The organism is Amycolatopsis sp. VC5-11 (assembly GCF_037034185.1).
Classification (GTDB): Bacteria; Actinomycetota; Actinomycetes; order Mycobacteriales; family Pseudonocardiaceae; genus Amycolatopsis; species Amycolatopsis nivea.
Genome location: NZ_JBAGKF010000004.1, coordinates 256,808 through 275,437 on the forward strand (window position 1 = coordinate 256,808; position 18,630 = coordinate 275,437).

General features: G+C 68.6%; 15 protein-coding genes. 11 read left to right on the forward strand and 4 right to left on the reverse strand.

The window, feature by feature from the left end:
• Positions 1-117: 117 nt before the first annotated feature.
• From WA670_RS16050 to WA670_RS16060, 3 genes are read left to right on the forward strand one after another with little or no spacing between them, the layout of a single operon-like run.
• Positions 118-741: a pentapeptide repeat-containing protein gene (locus WA670_RS16050; protein ID WP_134663246.1), complete on the forward strand. Its 624-nt coding sequence runs from the start codon at positions 118-120 to the stop codon at positions 739-741.
• A gap of 48 nt (positions 742-789) precedes the next feature.
• On the forward strand, positions 790-1,389 hold the full coding sequence (locus WA670_RS16055; protein WP_043839302.1) for a sulfite oxidase-like oxidoreductase: 600 nt from the start codon (positions 790-792) through the stop codon (positions 1,387-1,389).
• A complete protein-coding gene (locus tag WA670_RS16060; protein ID WP_037811995.1) occupies positions 1,359-2,102 on the forward strand; it encodes a ferredoxin reductase in 744 nt (247 codons plus the stop codon). The genes WA670_RS16055 and WA670_RS16060 overlap by 31 nt, the downstream gene beginning before the upstream one ends.
• A 13-nt stretch (positions 2,103-2,115) precedes the next feature.
• On the opposite strand, the gene WA670_RS16065 is transcribed toward WA670_RS16060, so the two are convergent.
• Together WA670_RS16065 and WA670_RS16070 are read right to left on the reverse strand one after the other, a co-directional pair.
• Positions 2,116-4,773: a helix-turn-helix transcriptional regulator gene (locus WA670_RS16065; RefSeq protein ID WP_336158145.1), complete on the reverse strand. Its 2,658-nt coding sequence runs from the start codon at positions 4,771-4,773 to the stop codon at positions 2,116-2,118.
• Positions 4,770-5,912, reverse strand: a complete 1,143-nt coding sequence (locus WA670_RS16070; RefSeq protein WP_336158146.1) for a molecular chaperone DnaK — start codon at positions 5,910-5,912, stop codon at positions 4,770-4,772. Before WA670_RS16070 ends, WA670_RS16065 begins: the two co-directional genes overlap by 4 nt.
• 304 nt (positions 5,913-6,216) lie before the next feature.
• Here WA670_RS16070 and WA670_RS16075 point away from each other — a divergent pair, with 304 nt between their 5' ends.
• The 3 genes from WA670_RS16075 (at position 6,217) to WA670_RS16085 (ending at position 11,374) form a co-directional block, all read left to right on the forward strand.
• Positions 6,217-7,590, forward strand: coding sequence for an IniB N-terminal domain-containing protein (locus WA670_RS16075; RefSeq protein WP_336158147.1), 1,374 nt, complete (start codon positions 6,217-6,219; stop codon positions 7,588-7,590).
• A 97-nt stretch (positions 7,591-7,687) separates the two neighbouring features.
• Entirely contained in the window at positions 7,688-9,460 is a 1,773-nt protein-coding gene (locus tag WA670_RS16080) for a dynamin family protein (RefSeq protein ID WP_336158148.1), read from the forward strand.
• A gap of 714 nt (positions 9,461-10,174) precedes the next feature.
• Positions 10,175-11,374, forward strand: a complete 1,200-nt coding sequence (locus tag WA670_RS16085; RefSeq protein ID WP_336158149.1) for a GTPase — start codon at positions 10,175-10,177, stop codon at positions 11,372-11,374.
• Positions 11,375-11,796: 422 nt separating this feature from the next.
• Here WA670_RS16085 and WA670_RS16090 read toward each other — a convergent pair whose 3' ends face one another.
• The gene (locus WA670_RS16090; RefSeq protein WP_336158150.1) at positions 11,797-12,183 is read right to left on the reverse strand and encodes a pyridoxamine 5'-phosphate oxidase family protein; all 387 of its coding nucleotides are present in this window, start codon (positions 12,181-12,183) and stop codon (positions 11,797-11,799) included.
• Between the two features lie 99 nt (positions 12,184-12,282).
• Here WA670_RS16090 and WA670_RS16095 point away from each other — a divergent pair, with 99 nt between their 5' ends.
• From WA670_RS16095 to WA670_RS16115, 5 genes are all read left to right on the forward strand, one after another.
• Positions 12,283-13,230 (forward strand): ABC transporter substrate-binding protein, encoded by a 948-nt coding sequence (locus WA670_RS16095; protein ID WP_336158151.1) that lies wholly within the window; start codon positions 12,283-12,285, stop codon positions 13,228-13,230.
• Entirely contained in the window at positions 13,217-14,110 is an 894-nt protein-coding gene (locus WA670_RS16100) for an amino acid ABC transporter permease (protein WP_336158152.1), read from the forward strand. The genes WA670_RS16095 and WA670_RS16100 overlap by 14 nt, the downstream gene beginning before the upstream one ends.
• Positions 14,103-14,870 (forward strand): amino acid ABC transporter ATP-binding protein, encoded by a 768-nt coding sequence (locus WA670_RS16105; RefSeq protein WP_134663238.1) that lies wholly within the window; start codon positions 14,103-14,105, stop codon positions 14,868-14,870. The genes WA670_RS16100 and WA670_RS16105 overlap by 8 nt, the downstream gene beginning before the upstream one ends.
• Positions 14,867-16,591: an aminotransferase class V-fold PLP-dependent enzyme gene (locus tag WA670_RS16110; protein WP_275292115.1), complete on the forward strand. Its 1,725-nt coding sequence runs from the start codon at positions 14,867-14,869 to the stop codon at positions 16,589-16,591. Before WA670_RS16105 ends, WA670_RS16110 begins: the two co-directional genes overlap by 4 nt.
• 118 nt (positions 16,592-16,709) lie before the next feature.
• The gene (locus WA670_RS16115; RefSeq protein WP_336158153.1) at positions 16,710-17,477 is read left to right on the forward strand and encodes an aminoglycoside phosphotransferase family protein; all 768 of its coding nucleotides are present in this window, start codon (positions 16,710-16,712) and stop codon (positions 17,475-17,477) included.
• On the opposite strand, the gene WA670_RS16120 is transcribed toward WA670_RS16115, so the two are convergent.
• Positions 17,437-18,603 carry a macrolide family glycosyltransferase gene (locus WA670_RS16120; protein WP_336158154.1) on the reverse strand — a complete coding sequence of 389 codons (1,167 nt, stop codon included), beginning with the start codon at positions 18,601-18,603 and terminating at the stop codon, positions 17,437-17,439. The two genes, WA670_RS16115 and WA670_RS16120, sit on opposite strands and share 41 nt — an antisense overlap.
• Between the last annotated feature and the right edge of the window lie 27 nt (positions 18,604-18,630).

Sequence of the window (18,630 nt, forward strand, 5' to 3'; positions counted from 1 at the left end):
CGGCAGCCGCTCCGGACTCGGCGATCCTGGCCGCCACCAGCCAGAATTCCGTCGCAGCGAGCCGCTTGACGTCGCGTCTGGCACCCGATCAGCAGGGCGGCGAACTAGGCTTGCCGAATGTCCGAACCCGACCACGAGCCGTCCGACATCGAGACAGTCGAAGGCCGCGTTTACCGGCGAGAAGACTGGTACGCGGAGGAGTTCACCGCGCGTCGGTTCGTGCGCTGTGAGTTCCATCAGGTCGACCTGACCGAGGCAGTCACCCGCGGTGTCTCCTTCCTGGACTGTGTGTTCGGAAACGTCCAGTTCAACGCCTCCCGGCACACCGACTCTGCGTTCACCGGCTGCGTGTTCAAAGGATGCAACCTGTTCGATGCCGAGTTCACGGGCTGCAAGCTGGTCGGCAGCCGCTTCCAGGACTGCGACCTGCGGCCGTTGCGCGTGACCGGCGGAGACTGGTCTTTCGTCGGCTTGAACAGTGCCGACCTGCGTGGAGTCACGTTCCAACAGGTGCGCATGCGCGAAGCGGACCTCACCAAGGCGAAGTGTTCGGGAGCAGTGCTCACCGACGTGGATTTGTCCGGCGCGGAGCTGCAGGACGTCGACCTGACGCGCGCCGAACTCCGGGGCAGCGACCTGTCGTCACTCGATCTGACTCGTGCGTCGCTGACCGGCGCGATCGTGTCCCCGGAGCAGGCGGCGGTGCTCGTCACGTCGCTCGGACTGCAGGTCCGCGGGTAGTCTCGCTTCTGGGGAACCGAGCCGTCGGGTATGTCCGGAGGGAGCGCGATGGGAGTCGTCACACCAGGCTTCACCGGACGCGCCCGCGGTGCCAATCCGCGGCTGCCGCCAGGGCAGTATCTCGCCGAAGACTTCCCGGTTCTCTCAGCCGGGCCGACTCCTCGAGTGAGCACAGAGAGGTGGGAGTTCGCGGTAGTGACCGAGAGCGGCGAACGCCGCTCATGGTCGTGGCCGGAACTGATGGCGCTGCCGAGCGAGAAGATCACCGTCGACATCCACTGCGTCACCCAATGGTCCAAACTGGACACTCATTGGCGCGGCGTCCCAGTGGACGCGCTCGTCGGGGATCTCGATACGGCCGCTGATTACGTGATGGCGCATTCCTACGGCGGCTACACCACAAACCTTCCGCTCGCGGATCTCCTGGGCGGACAAGCCTGGATCGCCTACGAGTACGGCGGCAAGCCGCTCACTCCGGAACACGGCGGCCCTGCTCGGCTATTGGTGCCGCACCTCTACCTCTGGAAGTCTGCGAAGTGGGTGCGCGAGCTGCGGCTCGCTACGAAGGACGATCCGGGCTTCTGGGAAGCAGCCGGCTACCACGACTACGGAGATCCATGGCGGGAACAGCGGTATCAGGGCGACTAGCGTGGCGCGTCGCCCGGCTCGCCGAGATCCGGCAGGAGACACCGACCGCGCGCACCTTGGACTTCGATATCCCAGGGTGGCCAGGCCATCTCGCGGGACAGCATGTCGACGTTCGCCTCACCGCAGCTGATGGCTACACGGCACAACGCAGCTACTCGCTTGCTGCACCGGCGAACGGAGACCGGATCGAACTGACCGTGCAACGGGTAGCCGACGGCGAAGTGTCCGAACACCTCACCGGCCCCTACGCGGTCGGTGACCCGGTCGAAATCCGCGGCCCGATCGGCGGCTGGTTCGTGTGGCGTCCCGCCGCCTCGGCTCCAGTGCTGCTCGTGGCGGGTGGCGCAGGCATCGTCCCGCTGATGTCGATGATTCGGGCTCGTCGCGAAGCTGGCAGCAAGGCATTGTTCCGGCTGGTCTATTCGCTGCGTACCCCGGCAGAGCTGTACTACGCCGAGGAGCTCCGCCGACCCTACGCAGGCTTGGACATCACTTACGTCTACACGCGGGAGCTCCCGGAAGGGCGATCCGGCATCCCGCGGCGCATCGACGTCGCCACATTGAACACCGCTGCGTGGCCGGTTGACTTCGGTGCCACCACGTACATTTGCGGGCCGACCGGGTTCGTGGAGACCGCAGCGGACATCATGCTCGCGCTGGGACATTCGCCGCAGTCGATTCGGACTGAGCGTTTCGGCCCCAGCCGGGACTGAGGCCGTCAACGAATCAGTGCACGGTCGGTTTGGCGAGGAGCTCGCGCAGAGTCGCGAGCAGTTCGCGGCGGTCGGCGGCACCGAGTTTGCCGCGGATGCGGGCCATGTGGTGTTCGACGGTCTTGCCGGAAATGAAGAGTTTGCTGCCGGCTTGTTTGTAGGTCAGGCCGTCGACGACCAGGCGGGCGACCTCAAGCTCGCGTTCGCTGAGTGCGCTCAAGCCGGTCGCCGCGCCCGGTGCCGGGGCGGCGGACTCAAGACGTCCAGTTGTGCCTTGGAACTGCCGAGCTGCTTCGAGGAGTTGGACCATCGCCTTGCGATCGGAGGTGCGAATCGCGGCTTGGCCCGCCAGCCGGGCCGCGTCCCAGCACAGGTCCAGTTCATGAAGTTCTGCGGCTGCTGCGGAGATTTCTCCTGGATCGAACGTGCCGCTGAGTACCGCAAGCCAGCATCCAGCGGCGCGGGCGAGCGCTGCCGGATAGCGGCCGCAGTCGGCGAAGTGGTTCAGCGCTGCCAGTTGCTGTTCGGCAGTGGCACGGTCTTCTGTGGTGATCGCGGCGTGCAGTTCATGCCAGCACAGCGAGACCGTCCATAAAGGAGGGTTGCCCAGGCGGTCAAGCATTGCGTGCGCGCGTTCTAGTCGGCGGGACAGCTTGGCGTGCGCACCGGTCCGAGCGGCTGCGATTGCCAGTTCTCCCAACGGCAGCAGCGTAAACAGGTCCACTTGCTGACGCATGGACGCCTGATACGCCCGTTCCCACGACTGTTGCAGCCCGACCAGGTCGCTCGCTCGCCGGGCGAGGCCGAGTTCCAGTGTCGCGAAGAACAGTTCGTCACGGGCCTCAAGTTTGGTGCCAGCGACGGCGTCGCGGTGTTCCGTCGCGGCGGCGAGATGGCCGCCGGTCATCGCGACCCAGCCGAGAAGCAGCCGGTGCCGCGTCGAGAGCAGATCACCGCCGACGCTGCTGGCTAATGCTCGTTCCAGCACCGACTCTGCGAGCGCCAGTTCGCCTGCGTGCAGGCCCGCGAGTGCAGCGAGTGCCGCGGGACTGTCTGGAAGCGGTGCGCCGCCGACAGCTGGTTCGAGCATTGCTGCGGCGCCTACGAGTGTCGGGAGCGCCTCAGTTCCGCAACCGAACACCGATTCCACGATCCCGTTTGCTGTTCGCGCAGCGGCACCGGTGAACAATGTCGGCGCGGCTCCAGGCATCGGGACGTTGGCGACAGTTTGACCGTCGGTGGTCTGGCCGGTTCCGACGAGGGCAATCGTGGCGAACGCGTCCACCGCGCCAGGGCCCACCCAGCGATAGCTTTCACCATTCGGTTGGGGCTGTCCGGAGAACGCGGGATTGCCGTTGGGTGCGGCGGGAGCGAGATCGGTCGGGGTTCCGGCAGCGTCCGCGCGGTGGGGGAGTGCGGAGGCTTGAGAGTCTGTCGAGCTGGCTAGCGTCCGTTGGGTTGCCGCTTGGTGGTTCGTTGCCGCGGCAGTGGGACTTTCGTTGCTGGAGTCATGGCCGCCGGAGTTGGATGACGGAGTGGCCGCATGCTGACGGGACCAGTTGTCCGTGGCTGCGGCCCAGCGGTATAGCTCTGCAGTTCGGGCCAGTTCGCCGCGGTGGGCCAGGACTGTCGCGGCGATCTCGGCCCCGGCGGCTCGTGCTTCCGGATCTTCGCCGGACAGCATGCCGTCGCCTAGGCGGAGGGCGGTGTCCAGGTCTCCGGACAGTGCGGCGGCGCGGGCCCAACCCGTCGTGGTCGCGGCGTCGCGGGCACCGGCTTCGGCTGCGGCTTCGAAGAGTCGTGCGGCGTGCTTGGGGTCGGTGGGGAGTGCTTCGCTCGCGGCGGTTGCGAATGCGGTTGCCGCGGAGGCGCCGGAGCTGCCGGCGTCGAGCAGAGACGTCGCGAGGTCGAGTACAGGCAGGCCCCGAGTCAGTTGTGCTTCCACGAGTTGCTGCAACACAGCTAGGCGTCGAGCGGGTGGTCCGTAAGCGCGCACTGCTTCGGCGGCGGCGGGCAGGAGAATGTCTTCAGCATCGAGGAGGCCCGTCGCGCGGGCACCGTCGACGACTTCGGGCAGTTCGTCTGGTGTGCGCTCCAGCAATGAACACAGCAGGTCGAGGTTGCGGGCTGCACCGGCTTCGGCGGCGATGAGGTAGCGGAGGACGTCGTCGTCTAGTGCTGCCAGTTCGGCGCGGAAGTCGGCAAGGCGGGCGGTTACGACACGTTCGACGAGACGGGGGACACCGCCGGTGCTCGCGTGCAGGGCGGGGGCGTCCGCAGTGCGGCCAGTGAGTTGTTTCGCGAGCTTGCCGACTTCGTCGACCGTAAGCGGTGGCAGCAGCAGCGTTTCGCCGAGGGACCGCAACGCTTGTGCGCGAGGGTTCGGACGGTGTGCCACCACGAGCGGTCCCTCTTTGGCGGCCGCGAGCATGGTGAGCCTGGTCAGGTCTTCGTCGTCGAGCTGGTCTGCGTCGTCGACGACCGTGGCCTCGACACCTGCTTCGCGGTAGCTGCGATCGAGAGCGCCCAACAAGGCAGTCTTGCCGTAGCCGCCCGGCGCGACGACCACGAGCCGGACTGGGGCCGCGGGGGTGTCGGCGAGTTGTTCAAGGAGGCGGCGGGCTGCGGGGTGGACGGCGTCGTTGCCGGTTTTCGCCAGCAGTGCGTTCAACAGTGACCTTCACCGGAGGGAGCTGTGGCTGGGTGGGCGCACGAACTCAGGACAGGGGGACGGGGAGAAACGGGTTCCTTGTCGGCGGTCGCTTCGTGTGACGTGAGGACCGCGATCAGGATCGAGGAGCTGATCGCCAGTACTGCCGCCGCGGCGGCGAGCGGTCGCCATCGACGCAACAGTTTGGCAGCGCCCTCGGGCTCCGGCAGCGTGAATGGAGTGATCTCCACCGGCGGCCGCTCGGGTCTTTCCGGAAGTTCGGGTTCGCGGTCGACTCGCGGCAGCAACGTGGTTTCGGGGGCGGGGGCTTCCCTTCGCGCGAGAGGCCTCGTCCGTTGGCTGGCGAGGATCCCGGCCCCGATGGCCGCCGTATCGGCGGGTTGGGGGCCGGTAAAGAACGGGCAGGGCAGACGTCCAGGGCGAGTGCCCGGGCCGGGTTCGCCGCAGAACACGATGCCAGCCAGTGACTCCGGGGCGACGTTGGCCGCCTGCGCGAGGCCGAACGCCGTCTTGACCGCGGAACCCGGCGCGACGCCTTCCGTGCTGTTCCGGGCGATCCAGCCGCTGGCTCCCGAAGCGGTCGCCAAGGTGACGGTGACGCCGTCCGGGCCGAACTCGCACACCGCGGCTGTTCGGTCGCCCGCACCGGGTTCCGGGAGGTGGGCGTAGAGCGCGGCGACCGCGCTGGGAACGAGTGTGACCGCGGAGAAACCTGACTCCGCCAGCGACTGGCGCAGGAGTTCGCGTCGGTAACCGCCCCAGTCACCGGGGTGGGTGACGACCAGTTGGCGCGGCGGTTCGCCGGTCTGGCTGGCTGCGACGTCGGCGATGCCTTCGATGAAGACGGTGGTCAGGGACTCCGGGGTGAACGGTTCGCTGCCGATGAAGACCGGCACGTCGTCGCCGATGCGGCGATGGAAACCGGTGATCAGGCGGGAGGGCACGGCGGCACCGGCTTGAGTTGCCGCGTCGCCGGTGAGCAGGTATCCCTCGTCGTCGAGGAAGAGTGCGGTCGCGGTCGCCGGGGACGTCTCGCCCAGCCACAACGGCTCGGGATCGTCCCACCGGTCACCTTGCCTGCGACGGAGCGCGGCGTGGGTCCGGGCAGCGCCGAGGTCGATGCCGAGCACGTAGGGCACCGCCGCTTCCTCCCTTCGTCGCAGTCAGGGTTCGGCCAAGGGGCGTAACTCACTGAACGGATACGCATCCTCACCCGTTCGGGTCAGACGGGCAAGAGTGGGGTGGGATTTAACCCAACCGGGTTCCGCGTGTCCGATCCCCTAACTCCCTAACGATCTCATATCGACCCCCTAACGGCTGAGCGAGGCGCGACTGGGTGTAAACCCCGATGTGAGCGGGGGTGCCCCGTCCCTACTTTGGGCGCCACGCCCGGCCGGGGAGGGCCGGGCATTCCCCGTAATCACTACAAGTGGAGATCCCCCCATGGATTCGGTGCAGACTCTGCACGACTTCACGCTCACCTTGCTCCAAGACCCGTCCGCGCTCGCCGCTTTCGGCCAGGACCCGCAGGCCGCGCTGGCCGCTGCTGGGCTGGGCGACATCAGCGCCGCCGACGTGAACGAGGTCGCGCCGCTGGTGCTCGACTACGTGCCGGTGGACCACCTGGCCTCGCTCGGCCAGCTGCCCCAGGCGGGCGACCTGACCACTGCGCTCGGCGACGGCCCGCAGGGCGCGATCGAGCAGCTGCAGGCACTGACCGCTTCGCTCGGGGTCTCGGCCGGCGGCGCGGAAGCGTCCGCGGCTACGCCTGGGCTGCCGGGCCTTGGCGAGCTGCCGGCGGTGCCGGGCGTGGGCGAACTGCCCGGTCTCGGTGAACTGCCGGGCGCGGGTGCTCTGCCTGCTGTCGGCGACGTTCCGGGTCTCGGTGACCTGGCGGGCGCGGTGCCCGCCGGAGACCTTCCGGGTCTCGGCGAACTGCCCGTCGTGAGCGACGTGGCTGGTGCTTCGGCGCTGCCCGCCGCCGGTGAGCTGCCGGGCCTTGGCGAGCTTCCGGCGGTGCCGGGTCTCGGCGAGCTGCCGGGTGTCGGTCAGCTGCCCGGCCTCGGTGAACTGCCGGGTGCCGGTGCTCTTCCGGGCGTCGGTGCGCTGCCTGGTGTCGGTGACGTCGCCAGCGCGGTTCCGGCGCTGCCGACGGCCGGCGAGCTGCCGTCGGTTCCGGCTGTGCCGGGTGTCCCGGCCGTTCCGGGGCTGCCCTCGGCACCGGGTCTCGGCGACGTGCAGAACGCTGCCGCATCCGTCACCGCGCTGGTGCAGAACCCGACCAGTGCACTCGCCCTGGGCAACGACCTGGCCAGCGGCCTGGACTCCAGCGCGGTCGCGCAGGCGAGCGGGCAGGCGGCCACCGCGGCCGACGGCGCCATCTCGCAGGTGCAGCACGTCGGCGGCGAGCTCGCGGCGGCTTCCCCGGTGAACGTCAGCGACCTGCCGGTCGCGAACTCCGCGTCGCAGGTCGCCGACCACGCGACCGAGGCCGGCGGCGGGATTGCCGGGCACGTCAGCGACGCGGTCGGGACCGTCACCGAGAACGTCGGCAGCCTGAGCAACACGCTCAGCGCCAACGGGCTGAACCACGCGGTGAACGGCGTGACCCAGCAGGCGCACTCGCTCATCTCGCACGGCGAGTCCGAGCGTTCCGACGCCGCGACCGAGACGCACACCGGGACCGACGCCGGCGTCGGCATGGTGCACGACACCGTCTCGACGGTCTCCGACCTCGGGCACCAGGGCCTCGGCCTTGACCTGCACGCCGGTGCGGAGACCTCGCACGGCGGCGGTGAGCTGCACATTTCCCTCTGAGCAAGGGTAATTCGGGGGTGGCTCCGCGGTCTGGGTGCGACCGCGGAGCCACCACCCGGTTCGGATACTCCCCGTACACGGGGGACACTGGTTCGCCGTGACGGCTCCAGCTTGGCTCGAAGTGCTCGCCGAGACCTCGGATGCCTGCCGGACGCACGGCCGCGAAGACCTGGCGCAACGCCTTCGCCGGCGTCAGGACCGGCCGCCGGGGGGCACGCGGGTCGCTGTGCTCGGCTTTCCCAAGCAAGGCAAGGGCTACCTGGTCAACGCGGTGCTCAACGCGCCGGTCTGCCCGGTCGGCGACGCGGCGACTCCCGCGGTGCCGATCGAAGTCGGGTACGCGGCCGAACCCGGCGCGACGCTCGTCGGACGCGCCGACGAACGCATCGCGGTCGAGATCGAGAAGCTGACCGGCGAGGTCGGTGCCCGGCCCGCCGGGTCGCTGCGACGAGTCGAGGTCGGCGTCCCGCGCGATCTGCTGTCCGCGGGCCTGGTGCTCATCGACACTCCCGCGATCGGCGACCCGAGGTCCCCGCGCACAGCTGCCGCTCTCGACGTTCTCGCGGACGCCGACGCGGTCATTCTTGTTTCCGACGCAGCCGCTCCGCTGGACCAGGCCGAGCTGGCGCTGGCGCATCACATCCGGACTTGGTGTCCGCACGTGGTCATCGCGCTGACCAAGATCGATGTCAGCGCAGGATGGCGCACGGTCGCCGAACAGAACCGGACCGCGCTCTCCGCGGCCGGGATCGACTCGCCGGTGCTGCCGGTATCGGCGACGGTTCGGTTCGCCGCGGCCAAGGGCGGTGACCAAGACCTCAACGCGCGGTCCGGCTTCCCGGAGTTGCTTTCCTGGATCGCGACGCAGGTTTCGCGACCGGCCGAGAGTACGGCCGCGTTGCTCGCAGCCGTGAGTGTGCGCGCGGCGGCGGCCGAACTGGTCGAGACTTTGCGGGCACGCGCCGAGGCGGCCGGGCAGGAAGCAGGTGTCGACCAGACGACGTTGCTGCAGCGTTCGCAACGTCGCGCCGATGAGCTGCGCCGACGCAACAGTCGCTGGCAGAACCTGCTGGCGGACGAGATCGCCGACCTGCAGTCCGACGCGGAATACGACCTGCGTGAACGCACCCGGAAGATCGTCGAGACCATCGACGAGACCTTCGACCGCGGGGACCCGGTGAAGGTGTGGGACGAGTTCGGGCCGTGGCTGGACAGCACGCTCGCGGAAGCCGTCGAAACGACTTACACGTTCGCGGCCGAACGCGCGGAGTGGATCGCGCAGGCGGTCGCGGTGAGCTTCGGTGCGCAGTACGACCTGCCGGAATTGGCTTTGACCGACTCCGGCGCGGACCGGATCGCCGAGGTGCGGCAGCCGCGGATCGAGCGGTTCAAGATCGGGCAGAAGGCGTTCACCGGTTTGCGCGGTTCGTACGGCGGCGTGCTGATGTTCGGTCTGGTGACCGGGCTGGCGGGGCTGCCGCTGATCAACCCGGTGTCGATCGGCGCTGGCGTCGCGTTCGCCGCGAAGACGATCAGTGACGAGGGCGGCATGCGGCTGCAACGCCGGCAGGCGGTGGCCAAGATGACCGCGCAACGGCACGTCGACGACGTGTTCCTGCGGTTCAGCAAGGAATGCCGCGACGCGATCCGCCACGTGCAGCGACGGTTGCGGGACCACTTCACCGTGCTCGCGGACAGTCTCGCCGACGAGCTGACACGGGAACGCGAGATGATCATCGCCGGGTCGGCCGAGCGGGAACGGCGCAGCGCGGCGCTGCGGCGGGAGATCGACCGGCTGGCGGGGTTGCATAAGCGGGCTGGGGAGCTGGGGATGCTGGCTAATCGGGTGCCCAAGGAGTTGCCTGCGTGACCTTGCCTGGCGGCGTGGGTTGTGGCGGCGTTCGCGGCTGGACGGATCGGTGATGCTGGGCCGATCAGAGGCGGTGGAGTTGCCTGCGTGGCTTCGACGACGGGCTGGGTGCGGTGTGCTTTTGGCGGTGCTGGCGGCTTTTTGGTGGGCTGGTGATGCTGGCCGGTCGTCTCGTACGCGGAGGGTGCGGCGGTTAGTTGTTGTCTGCGTGACGTCGGATGGGGAGTCGGGCGTCGCGCGCGGCGGTTCTCTGGGGCGGGCTGAGTTCTTCAGGGGGGACAGATGAGGGGTGGCTGGCCAACCGGTCGTTATGGAGATGGTTGCGACTTCGGGTGGGTGCGGCGTTTGGTGCTGGCCGGAGGAGGCGCGGTTTCTGAGCGCTGGCGGCTGTGGTCGTGAGCGGGGTTCCGCATTGTGAGAGTGAGTTGGTCTTTGGCGCGTTGAGGCGTTTTGCTGCGGTGAAGGCGGTTTGGTGGGCGGGATCGTTAGTGACGGCATGCTTCGGCGGGGTCGAATCGCGGGAGCGGAGCCGGGAGACGTGGCCGCGTGGTGGAAGATTCGGAAAGTGCCCTTCTTGGGCGGTTGAGGGCGTTTCGGGAGACATCTGCGGGGTTGATGGCGGCGGGCTTTGGGATTCGGTGAGCGGTGCGTTGCCGGGTAGTCGAGGATGTTCGGGGCTGTGCCGGGTGAGTCGAGTGAGGAGTGGTGTCGCGCGTGGGTGAGGACGTTCGGGCTCTTCTGGCGGATGCTTGTGCGTACTACCGCGACAGTCCGAGGGCTTCGGCTTTGCTGGGGGAAGCGCTTGACCATCTCGACGAGCCGCTTCGGGTGAGCATCGGAGGGCCAGCGGGGACGGGGAAGTCCACGTTGGCTGCGGCGTTGGGCGATTGGCCGACGCGGGCGTTGCGCGATCTGGAGTTTCTCGATGCGCCGCCGCCGTCGACGCTCACTGACGCATCCGTACGGCTGCTTCGCCACCTTGAGCCTGACCAATTGGCGACGTTGCGTCCGACAACGCCTTCAGCGTTCGCGCGGCAGACGGCCGTTGACACGATCCTTGTGCTTGCGCGCGCGGACGAGACCGGTGCGGGGCGGATTGACGCACTGCTTACCGCGAAGCAGATTGCGCGGCGCGCGTGGCGCGAAGATCCACTGTGCAGCGGGTTCCAAGGCGTGATCGCAGTGGCGGCGCAGCTTGCGTACGGGGCGCGCGCGTTCACTGATGACGAGTTCGAGCTTCTCGCGGCCTTCGCGGCGGTGCCTCGTGAGGAGTTGGAGCGGTATCTGCTTTCGGTGGATTCGTTTACTGATCCGGCGTTTCCGGGGCCGGTGTCCGTCGAGACGCGACGGTCGTTGGTGGTTCGTTTCGGGCTGTTCGGGGTGAAGCTTGCGCTGACGCTGATCCGTACGGGCTGTGATGACCGGGTGAAGCTGTCGACGGAACTGGTGCGGCGCAGCGGTCTTGGCGAGCTTCGCGACACTATTGCGGGTTGTTTCGCTGCGCGTGCGGACGCGTTGCGTGCGCGGACTGCGTTGATTCGGTTGGAGACTGTGTTGAACGCGGAGCCCCGACCGCACAGTGATCGGCTTGCGGCGCGGGTGGAGCGGTTTTCGGCTGGTGCGCATGACTTTCGCGAGTTGCGGCTGATCGCGGACATTCGTGGCGGGCGTACGGCTTTGGCGGGGGAGTCGGCGGAAGAGGCTGTGCGGTTGCTGGGCGCGGAGGGGACGGCGTCGGAGGAACGGCTGGGTCTTGCGGCGGGTACGGATCCGCGCGAGATGTATGAGGCCGGTCTTGACGCGATGATGCGGTGGCGGCATGAGGCGGAGCGGCCGGACCGGGCGTTGGCGGAGCGCGCGGCGGCGCAGGTTGTGGTGCGCAGCGCGGAAGGGTTGCTGGCGCAGTTCGTTTGACCGGGGCAGCCGTCCGGGGCGATCGCCCAGGACGGTCGGCCGGGACGACTGACCGAGGCGACTGACCGGAGAGGGCGGCCAGGGCGGTCGCCCGGGATGACTGACCCGGGCGGACGACTGGGATGGTCGCCCGGGGCGACTGACCGGGGTGGACGCCTAGGACCGTTTGGTCAAGGCGACCGACCTACGGGACTTGACTGGGCAGTCGATCAGGGCGGGCGCCCGGGACGACCGACCGACTGAAGCAACGGGCTGGTGCGGCCGATGGTGTGGCTGACCAGGGCGATCGACCAGGGCAACCGGTCAGGGTGACCGGCCGGGACAACTGACCAGGGCGATCGACCGGGGCAACCGGCCAGGGCGACCGGCCGGGACAGTAGACCGGGGCGGCTGACCGGGGCGGTCGGCCGGATCTCGGAACCTCAGGCGTTGCCCAGCACCCGTCCGATGGTGAGTTCCAGGACTACTCGCTGCGGGTTTTCCCGCGGCTTGCGGTACCGCTGGGCGTAGCGCTCTTCGGCGTCGCGGACGGAAGTGGCGTCGTCGAGGAGGCGGATTCGGCCTTCAAGCGTGGACCAGGTTCGGCCTTCGAACTGGCATACCGCGGCGGCCAATCCGGTGTCGCCGGCGGCGCGGATGAGGCGGGCCTTGTACGAGGTCCCGGAGGCGATCACGCGGGCGATGCCTTGGTCGAAGTCGACCGTCACGCCGACCGCTACGACGTGTGGCGTTCCGTTGGGGCGGACCGTCGTGAGCGACGCGAGCCGTCGTTCGGTCCAGAACTGGCGGAAGCTCTCGTCGAGGGGCATGTCCGCACGCTAGACGAGACAGAAATTCAACTGCCTGTTGACCTCTTTAACAACCAGTTGTAGCGTACCGCGGAACCAACGACGTCCTGGAGGATCCGCATGTCGTCGCTTCGTTCCCGTGCCTGGCAAGCCGCTTTGCTGGGCGGTCTGCTCGTGTTCGCCACCGCCTGCGGAGGAGGTCCTGACGGGGCCGGCGGCGGGCAGCAGCAGAAGCCGAGCGCTGTTCCGGACAACACCGCGTTGCTCGGGGCGATCAAGGCCGACCCGCAGCTCGCCGCGGGGTTGCCGTCGGCTGTTGTGCAGGCCAAGACGTTGCGGCTGGCGTCCAATATCCAGTCGGCGCCGAACAACTTCTACGCCGCGGACGGCAAGACTCCGATTGGCTACGAGGTCGATCTGGCCAAGGCGGTCGGGGCGAAGCTCGGGGTGACCGTCGCGTACCAGGACCTGGCGTTCGGTTCGCTGATCACGAGCCTGCAGTCCGGCCGCGTCGATCTGACCATGGCCGCGATGAACGACACCAAGGAACGCCAGCAGCAGATCGACTTCGTCGACTACTTCTCGTCCGGCATCACGATCATGATCCGCAAGGGCAACCCGGACGGCATCACCGGGCCGGACGCGTTGTGCGGCAAGAACGTGGCTGTCGTGCAGGGCACCAGTCACCAGAAGTTCGCCACGGCGCAGAGCGCGAAATGCACTCAGGCGGGCAAGCCCGCCATCACGGTCACCGCGACTGACAGCGACAACCAGAACCAGAATCAGCTGCGCACCGGTCGCGTCGCGGCGATCCTGAACGACCTGCCGAGCGCGGTCTACATCTCGCGCACCGCGGGGGACGGCAAGTTCTTCGAGGTCGTGCCTGGCCAGCCGATCGAAGGCGGGCCGTACGGGATGGGCTTCGCGAAGAACAACTCGAAGCTGCGCGACGCCGTCAAGCAGGCGTTGCAGTCGCTCGTCGCCGACGGCACGTACGGCAAGATCCTGCAGTCCTGGGGCGTCGAGCAGGGCGCGATCAAGGAGGCGGCCGTCAATGGCGGAAGCTGAACCGCTGCCGATCGTCCGGCTGCGGCATTGGGGTCGCTGGGTCAGCGCGGTAGTGATCGTCGCGCTCCTGGTACTGCTGGGTTTCGCGCTCGCGCAGGCCCAGATCGACTGGGGTTCGGTACCCGACTTCGTGTTCTACCGCGTGATGGCGCTCGGCCTGCTCAACACCGTCGTGCTGGCGGTGATCGCGCAGGCGGTCGCGATCGTGCTCGGCATCCTGATCGCGTTGCTGCGGCTCAGCGCCAACCCGGTCGCGAAGTGGTTCGCGGCGGCCTACATCTGGCTGTTCCGCGGGCTTCCGGTGCTGTTGCAGATCCTGATTTGGTACAACCTGGCGCTGATCTTCCCGACCGTCTCGATCCCGCTGCCCTTCGGCGGCTACCTCGTGCACGAGCCGACGAACGTGCTGATCAGCGCGTTCACCGCGGCGCTGCTCGGGCTGGCACTGAACGAGAGCGCGTACATGGCGGAGATCGTCCGCGCCGGGCTGACGAGCGTCGACGCCGGGCAGACCGAGGCCGCGAAATCCATCGGCATGACGCCTGGCGCGACGCTGCGCCGGGTCGTGCTGCCGCAGGCGATGCGCGTGATCATCCCGCCGACCGGCAATGACTTCATCAACATGCTCAAGGGCACGTCGATGGCGTCGGTGATCGGCGTGACCGAGCTGATCCACGCGGCCAACAACATCTCGTCCAACAACCTGCTGGTGATGGAGACGCTGATCGCGGCGGCGATCTGGTACATGGTCGTGGTGACCGTCGCCGGGGTCGGCCAGCATTACCTCGAACGGTCGTTCGGGGCAGCTGACCGGAGTCCCGCCGCGCGGGTCGGGAAGGCGTTCAAGGGGATGCCGCTGGTGAGGGGTGCGCGTGTCTGAACCGCTGCTGAAAGCTGTCGGGGTCCGCAAGAACTACGGGCACACCGAGGTTCTCAAGGGCATCGACCTGGAGGTCCGCAAGGGACAGGTGGTGTGCCTGCTGGGGCCGTCGGGAGCGGGGAAGAGCACGTTTCTCCGCTGCCTCAACCATCTCGAGACGATCGACGGCGGCCAGGTCTGGGTGGACGGCGAGCCGATCGGGTTCAAACTGCGCGGCGGCAAGCTGTACGAGCTGCGGGAGAAGGACGTCGCCCGGCAGCGCCGGGACATCGGCATGGTTTTCCAGCGGTTCAACCTGTTCGGGCACCGCACAGCGCTGGAGAACGTGGTCGAGGGACCGGTGCGGGTGCTCGGCGTCGACCCGGCGAAGGCCCGGAAAGAGGCGCTGGACCTGCTCGACCGGGTCGGGCTCGCGGACCGAGCGGGCGCTTACCCAGGGCAACTGTCCGGCGGGCAGCAGCAGCGGGTCGCGATCGCCCGGTCGCTGGCGATGAAGCCGAAGCTCATGCTGTTCGACGAGCCGACGTCCGCGCTGGACCCGGAGCTGGTCGGGGAGGTGCTCGCGGTGATGGGTACGTTGGCTCGGGAGGGGATGACGATGGTGGTCGTGACGCACGAAATGGCTTTCGCCGCGGAGGCCGCCGACGAGGTGGTATTCCTCGCCGACGGCGCGGTGGTCGAAACCGGGCCGCCGGAGCGGGTGCTGAAGTCCCCGGAACACGAGCGGACGCGGCAGTTCCTCGCGCGGGTCCTGTCGTGACCCGGATTCCGCCCCGGTACCTGCTCCAGTTCGACGAGCCCGCGGGCTACCTGGACTTCGCGCGATTCGGGCCGCCGTCGCACGCCGTGCTCGACACCACCGCGCGGCTGCTGGAGGCGACGACCAAGGCCGGTCCGTCCACTGTGGACGAAGTGATGCGGCAGGAGATCCGCGCGAAGGCAGCGGCCGCGCGGCTCTGCGGCAGCGACACCGACCACACCGTCCTGCTCCCGCACACCAGCCTCGGCCTGTTCCAGGCGGCGTTCAACAGCCACGGCGAAGTGCTCGTTTCGGCCGCGGAGTTCCCGGCCAACACGTACCCGTGGGCACGCGCCGAGCAGGCCGGACGGGTGCGGATGCGGCGGCTGGAAGGCGGTTACGTCACTCCCGATCGGCTCGCGGAAGCGCTCACGCCGGAAACCACTGTCGTTTCGGTGAGCGCGGTCGATTTCCGCACTGGTTACCGGGCTGATCTCGCCGCGTTGCGCGAGGTGGTGGGCGATCGGCTGCTGGTGGTCGACGGGATCCAGGGCTTCGGGGTCGTCGACGCGCCGTGGGAGGTCGCCGACGTGCTCGTGGTCGGCGGGCAGAAGTGGCTGCGGGCGGGCTGGGGCACCGGGTTCGCGGTGCTGTCCGACCGGGCGCTGGCGCGGATGGACCCGATCCTGTCCGGCTGGACCGGCGCGCGCGACCCTGGTTTGTTCGACAACGAGATCCACCCGGCCGACCCGACCGCGGCGAGCTGGTCGATCTCGAACCTCAGCCCGGTCACGTCCGGTGCGTTCGCGGCGGCGCTCGAACTGGTCGAGGAAACCGGCGTCGCGGCGATCGCGGGACGGATTGGCGAACGCGTCGGCGAGCTTGAGGACGTGCTGCGCTCACTCGGCGCGGAGATCGTGTCGGCGACTGAACGGCGCGCCGGGATTCTCGCGTTTTCGTTGCCGGACAAGCCGGCGGAGCAGGTTGGGGCGGCGTTGACGGCGGCGGGGATCGCGGCAACGGTGCGTCCGGAACATGTCCGATTGTCGCCGCACGCGTCGACCCCCGCCGCGGCTGCCGAGCTGGTACGGGACGCGCTGGAAACACTGCTGCGCCCGCGCCGGGTCGTGCCGGTCGCGTCGGCTGCGGGCACGGCGACGCATGAGCTGCTCACCGCGCTGATCCCGGCGGTGGACGGGCTGGCGGCGATGCTCGGGCCGGGCAACGAGGTGTTGCTCCACGACCTGTCGCGGCTGCCGGATTCGATCGTCGCGATCGCGGGGAAGCTCACCGGCCGTTCGGTCGGCGGGCCGATGACGGATCTGCTGCTCGGACTCGTCCGGCGCGGCACGACGCAGGACCTGACCAACTACCGCACGCACAGCCCGGACGGGCGCGAGATCCGTTCGTCCACGTTGTTTCTGCGCGACGCCGACGGGACGGCGATCGGGTGCCTGTGCGTGAACAGCGAACTGCCCGCGGCGGCGCAGACGTCGGAGGAACGGCGGGACGAGACGTTCCTGCCGGACGTCGACAGCCTGCAGCGGTTCCTCGTCGGACGCGCGATCGGGAAGTCCGGGATCCCGGTGGAGCTGATGAAGAAGCGGCACAAGTCGGCGGTGGTCCGGGAGCTGGACGAGGCCGGGTATTTCCTGATCAAGGACGCGGTGGACCACCTGGCCGGGCAGCTCGAGGTGACGCGGTACACGATTTACAACTATCTCAACGAGATCCGGGGATGACGAGGTTCGCCGTGCCGCCCGGATTGGCTGCGGCGGTGCGGCAACGAGAGGGCAGCGCGGGCGAGGCTTGGCTGCGGGAGTTGCCGGAGCTGGCCGCGGAGGCTTGCGCGCGGTGGGGGTGCCGGATCGCGGGGGCTCCGCTGCATGGGGAGACCGCGCTGGTGCTGCCCGTCGAACGCGGCGGGCAGGCCGCCGCGCTCAAGATTTCGTTTCCCATCCGCGTTGTGCTGAGGAAGCGGCGGCGTTGGAGCACTTCGACGGTGCCGGAGTCGTGCGGCTGCTGGCGGCTTCCGCGGATCGTGCCGCCCTTTTGCTCGAACGCGTCGGCCCCGCGACGCTGGAAACGGTGCGCGCCGAGGAAGCGACCGAGATCGCTGGCGAGCTGGCCCGCCGGCTCGCGGTGCCCGCGCCGGCCGGGACGCGGTCGCTCGCCTCGACGGCCGGGCCGTGGCTCGCGCAGCTGGAACAACTGGCAGCGCCAGGGTTGTTGCCGACGCGCGAGGTGGACCGGGCACGCGAACTGATCGCCCAGCTCGCCGACGACCGGACTGCCACGATGCTGCATGCCGATCTGCATTTCGGGAATGTGCTGCGGGCGGAACGGGAACCGTGGCTGGCGATCGATCCGATCGGGTGGCGTGGGACAGCGGCTTTCGACGCGTTCACCGTCGTCGCCAAAACAACGCCGACGCGCGACCTGGCCGGGTTGATCACGCGGTTTTCCCATGCCGCACACGTGGATCCGGGCTTGGCGGAGCGATGTTGCCAGGCCCGGGCGGTCACTGCTTATCTGCACCAGGAGCACGTCGGCGGTGAATGGTTCGACCGCGACGTGCTCCTCGCGCTTATTTCAGGAACCTCTCCACCGCGTCCGTGGCCGCGGTAATCCCGCCGTTGGCTCGGATTTCCGCGCGCAGCTCAGCCAGCCTCGCGGCGACGTCCGGCGAACTCCTGACCTCATCGACCGCTTCGCGCAGGGACTTGGCGGTCACCTGATCCGCGGGCAGATGCTTGCCAACTCCTAGAGCTTCCAGCTGCGCGGCGTTGCCGAACTGGTCGACGGCTTGCGGGATGGCGACCGTCGGGACGCCGTACCACAGGGATTCCGTGCAGCCGCCCATGCCGGCGTGCGTGATGAAGGCGGACGCGACGTCGAGAATTGCCAGCTGTGGCACCGTTTCGTGCACCTCGACCGACTCCGGCAGCGGGCCTAGATCCTCCTTCGAGACGTGTTTGCCGATGCTGAGCACAACGTGCCAGTCCTCGAATTCGGTGATGCAGTGCCGGTAGATGTCCAGTTGGTCGTTGTATGCGGTGCCGAACGACACGAGTAGCACAGGTTTGCCGTCGGACGGCGGCGTCCAGTGCTCCGAGGCGCGCGCCGGGTCGAGGCACGGGCCGACGAACTGGACCCGGTCTTCCGGCACACGGTCGGCGTTCGGCTGCATCGCGCGCGGGATCAGCGACAGGATCGGCACCGGTCGGGCGAGCCACGTCCAGGCGTCTTCGGTGACTCCGTTTTCCGCCAGCCACTCGGTAAAGGCGCGGTGGTAGTCCACTCCGGACGGTGAGGTGCGGATCGGTTTGAGGACGTCGGCGAGTTCTTCCTCGTAGCCGTCCCAGGCGACGTAGGTGGGGGAGAGCTGCACCGCGGGCACGTCGTAGCGGAGGCCGAGCAGCGGTGCCCCGAGGCCGCCGATGTCGTAGAGCAGCAGGTCCGGGCGGTCGTGGTCGAAGGTTTCGATCAGCCGCGGGTGGATCGCGACGGCCTCGTCGAGGAAGACGCGCATCGCTTCGGCCGGGTCTTCCGGCCATTCCGCGTCCGGGCCGAGCGGGAAGATCGTGGGATGCGCGACGACGTCCGCGCCGGTCGCTTCGACGAGTTCGGCGAGCGGTTCGCCGACGACGTAGCGGACCCGGTGCCCGCGCCGCACCAGCTCGCGGATGATCCCCAGCGACGGGTAGACGTGGCTCGGCGCGGAGCAGCCGACCATGACGATGTGCTTGCCCATAAGGCGAAAGTGTCCTTTCCGGACGAG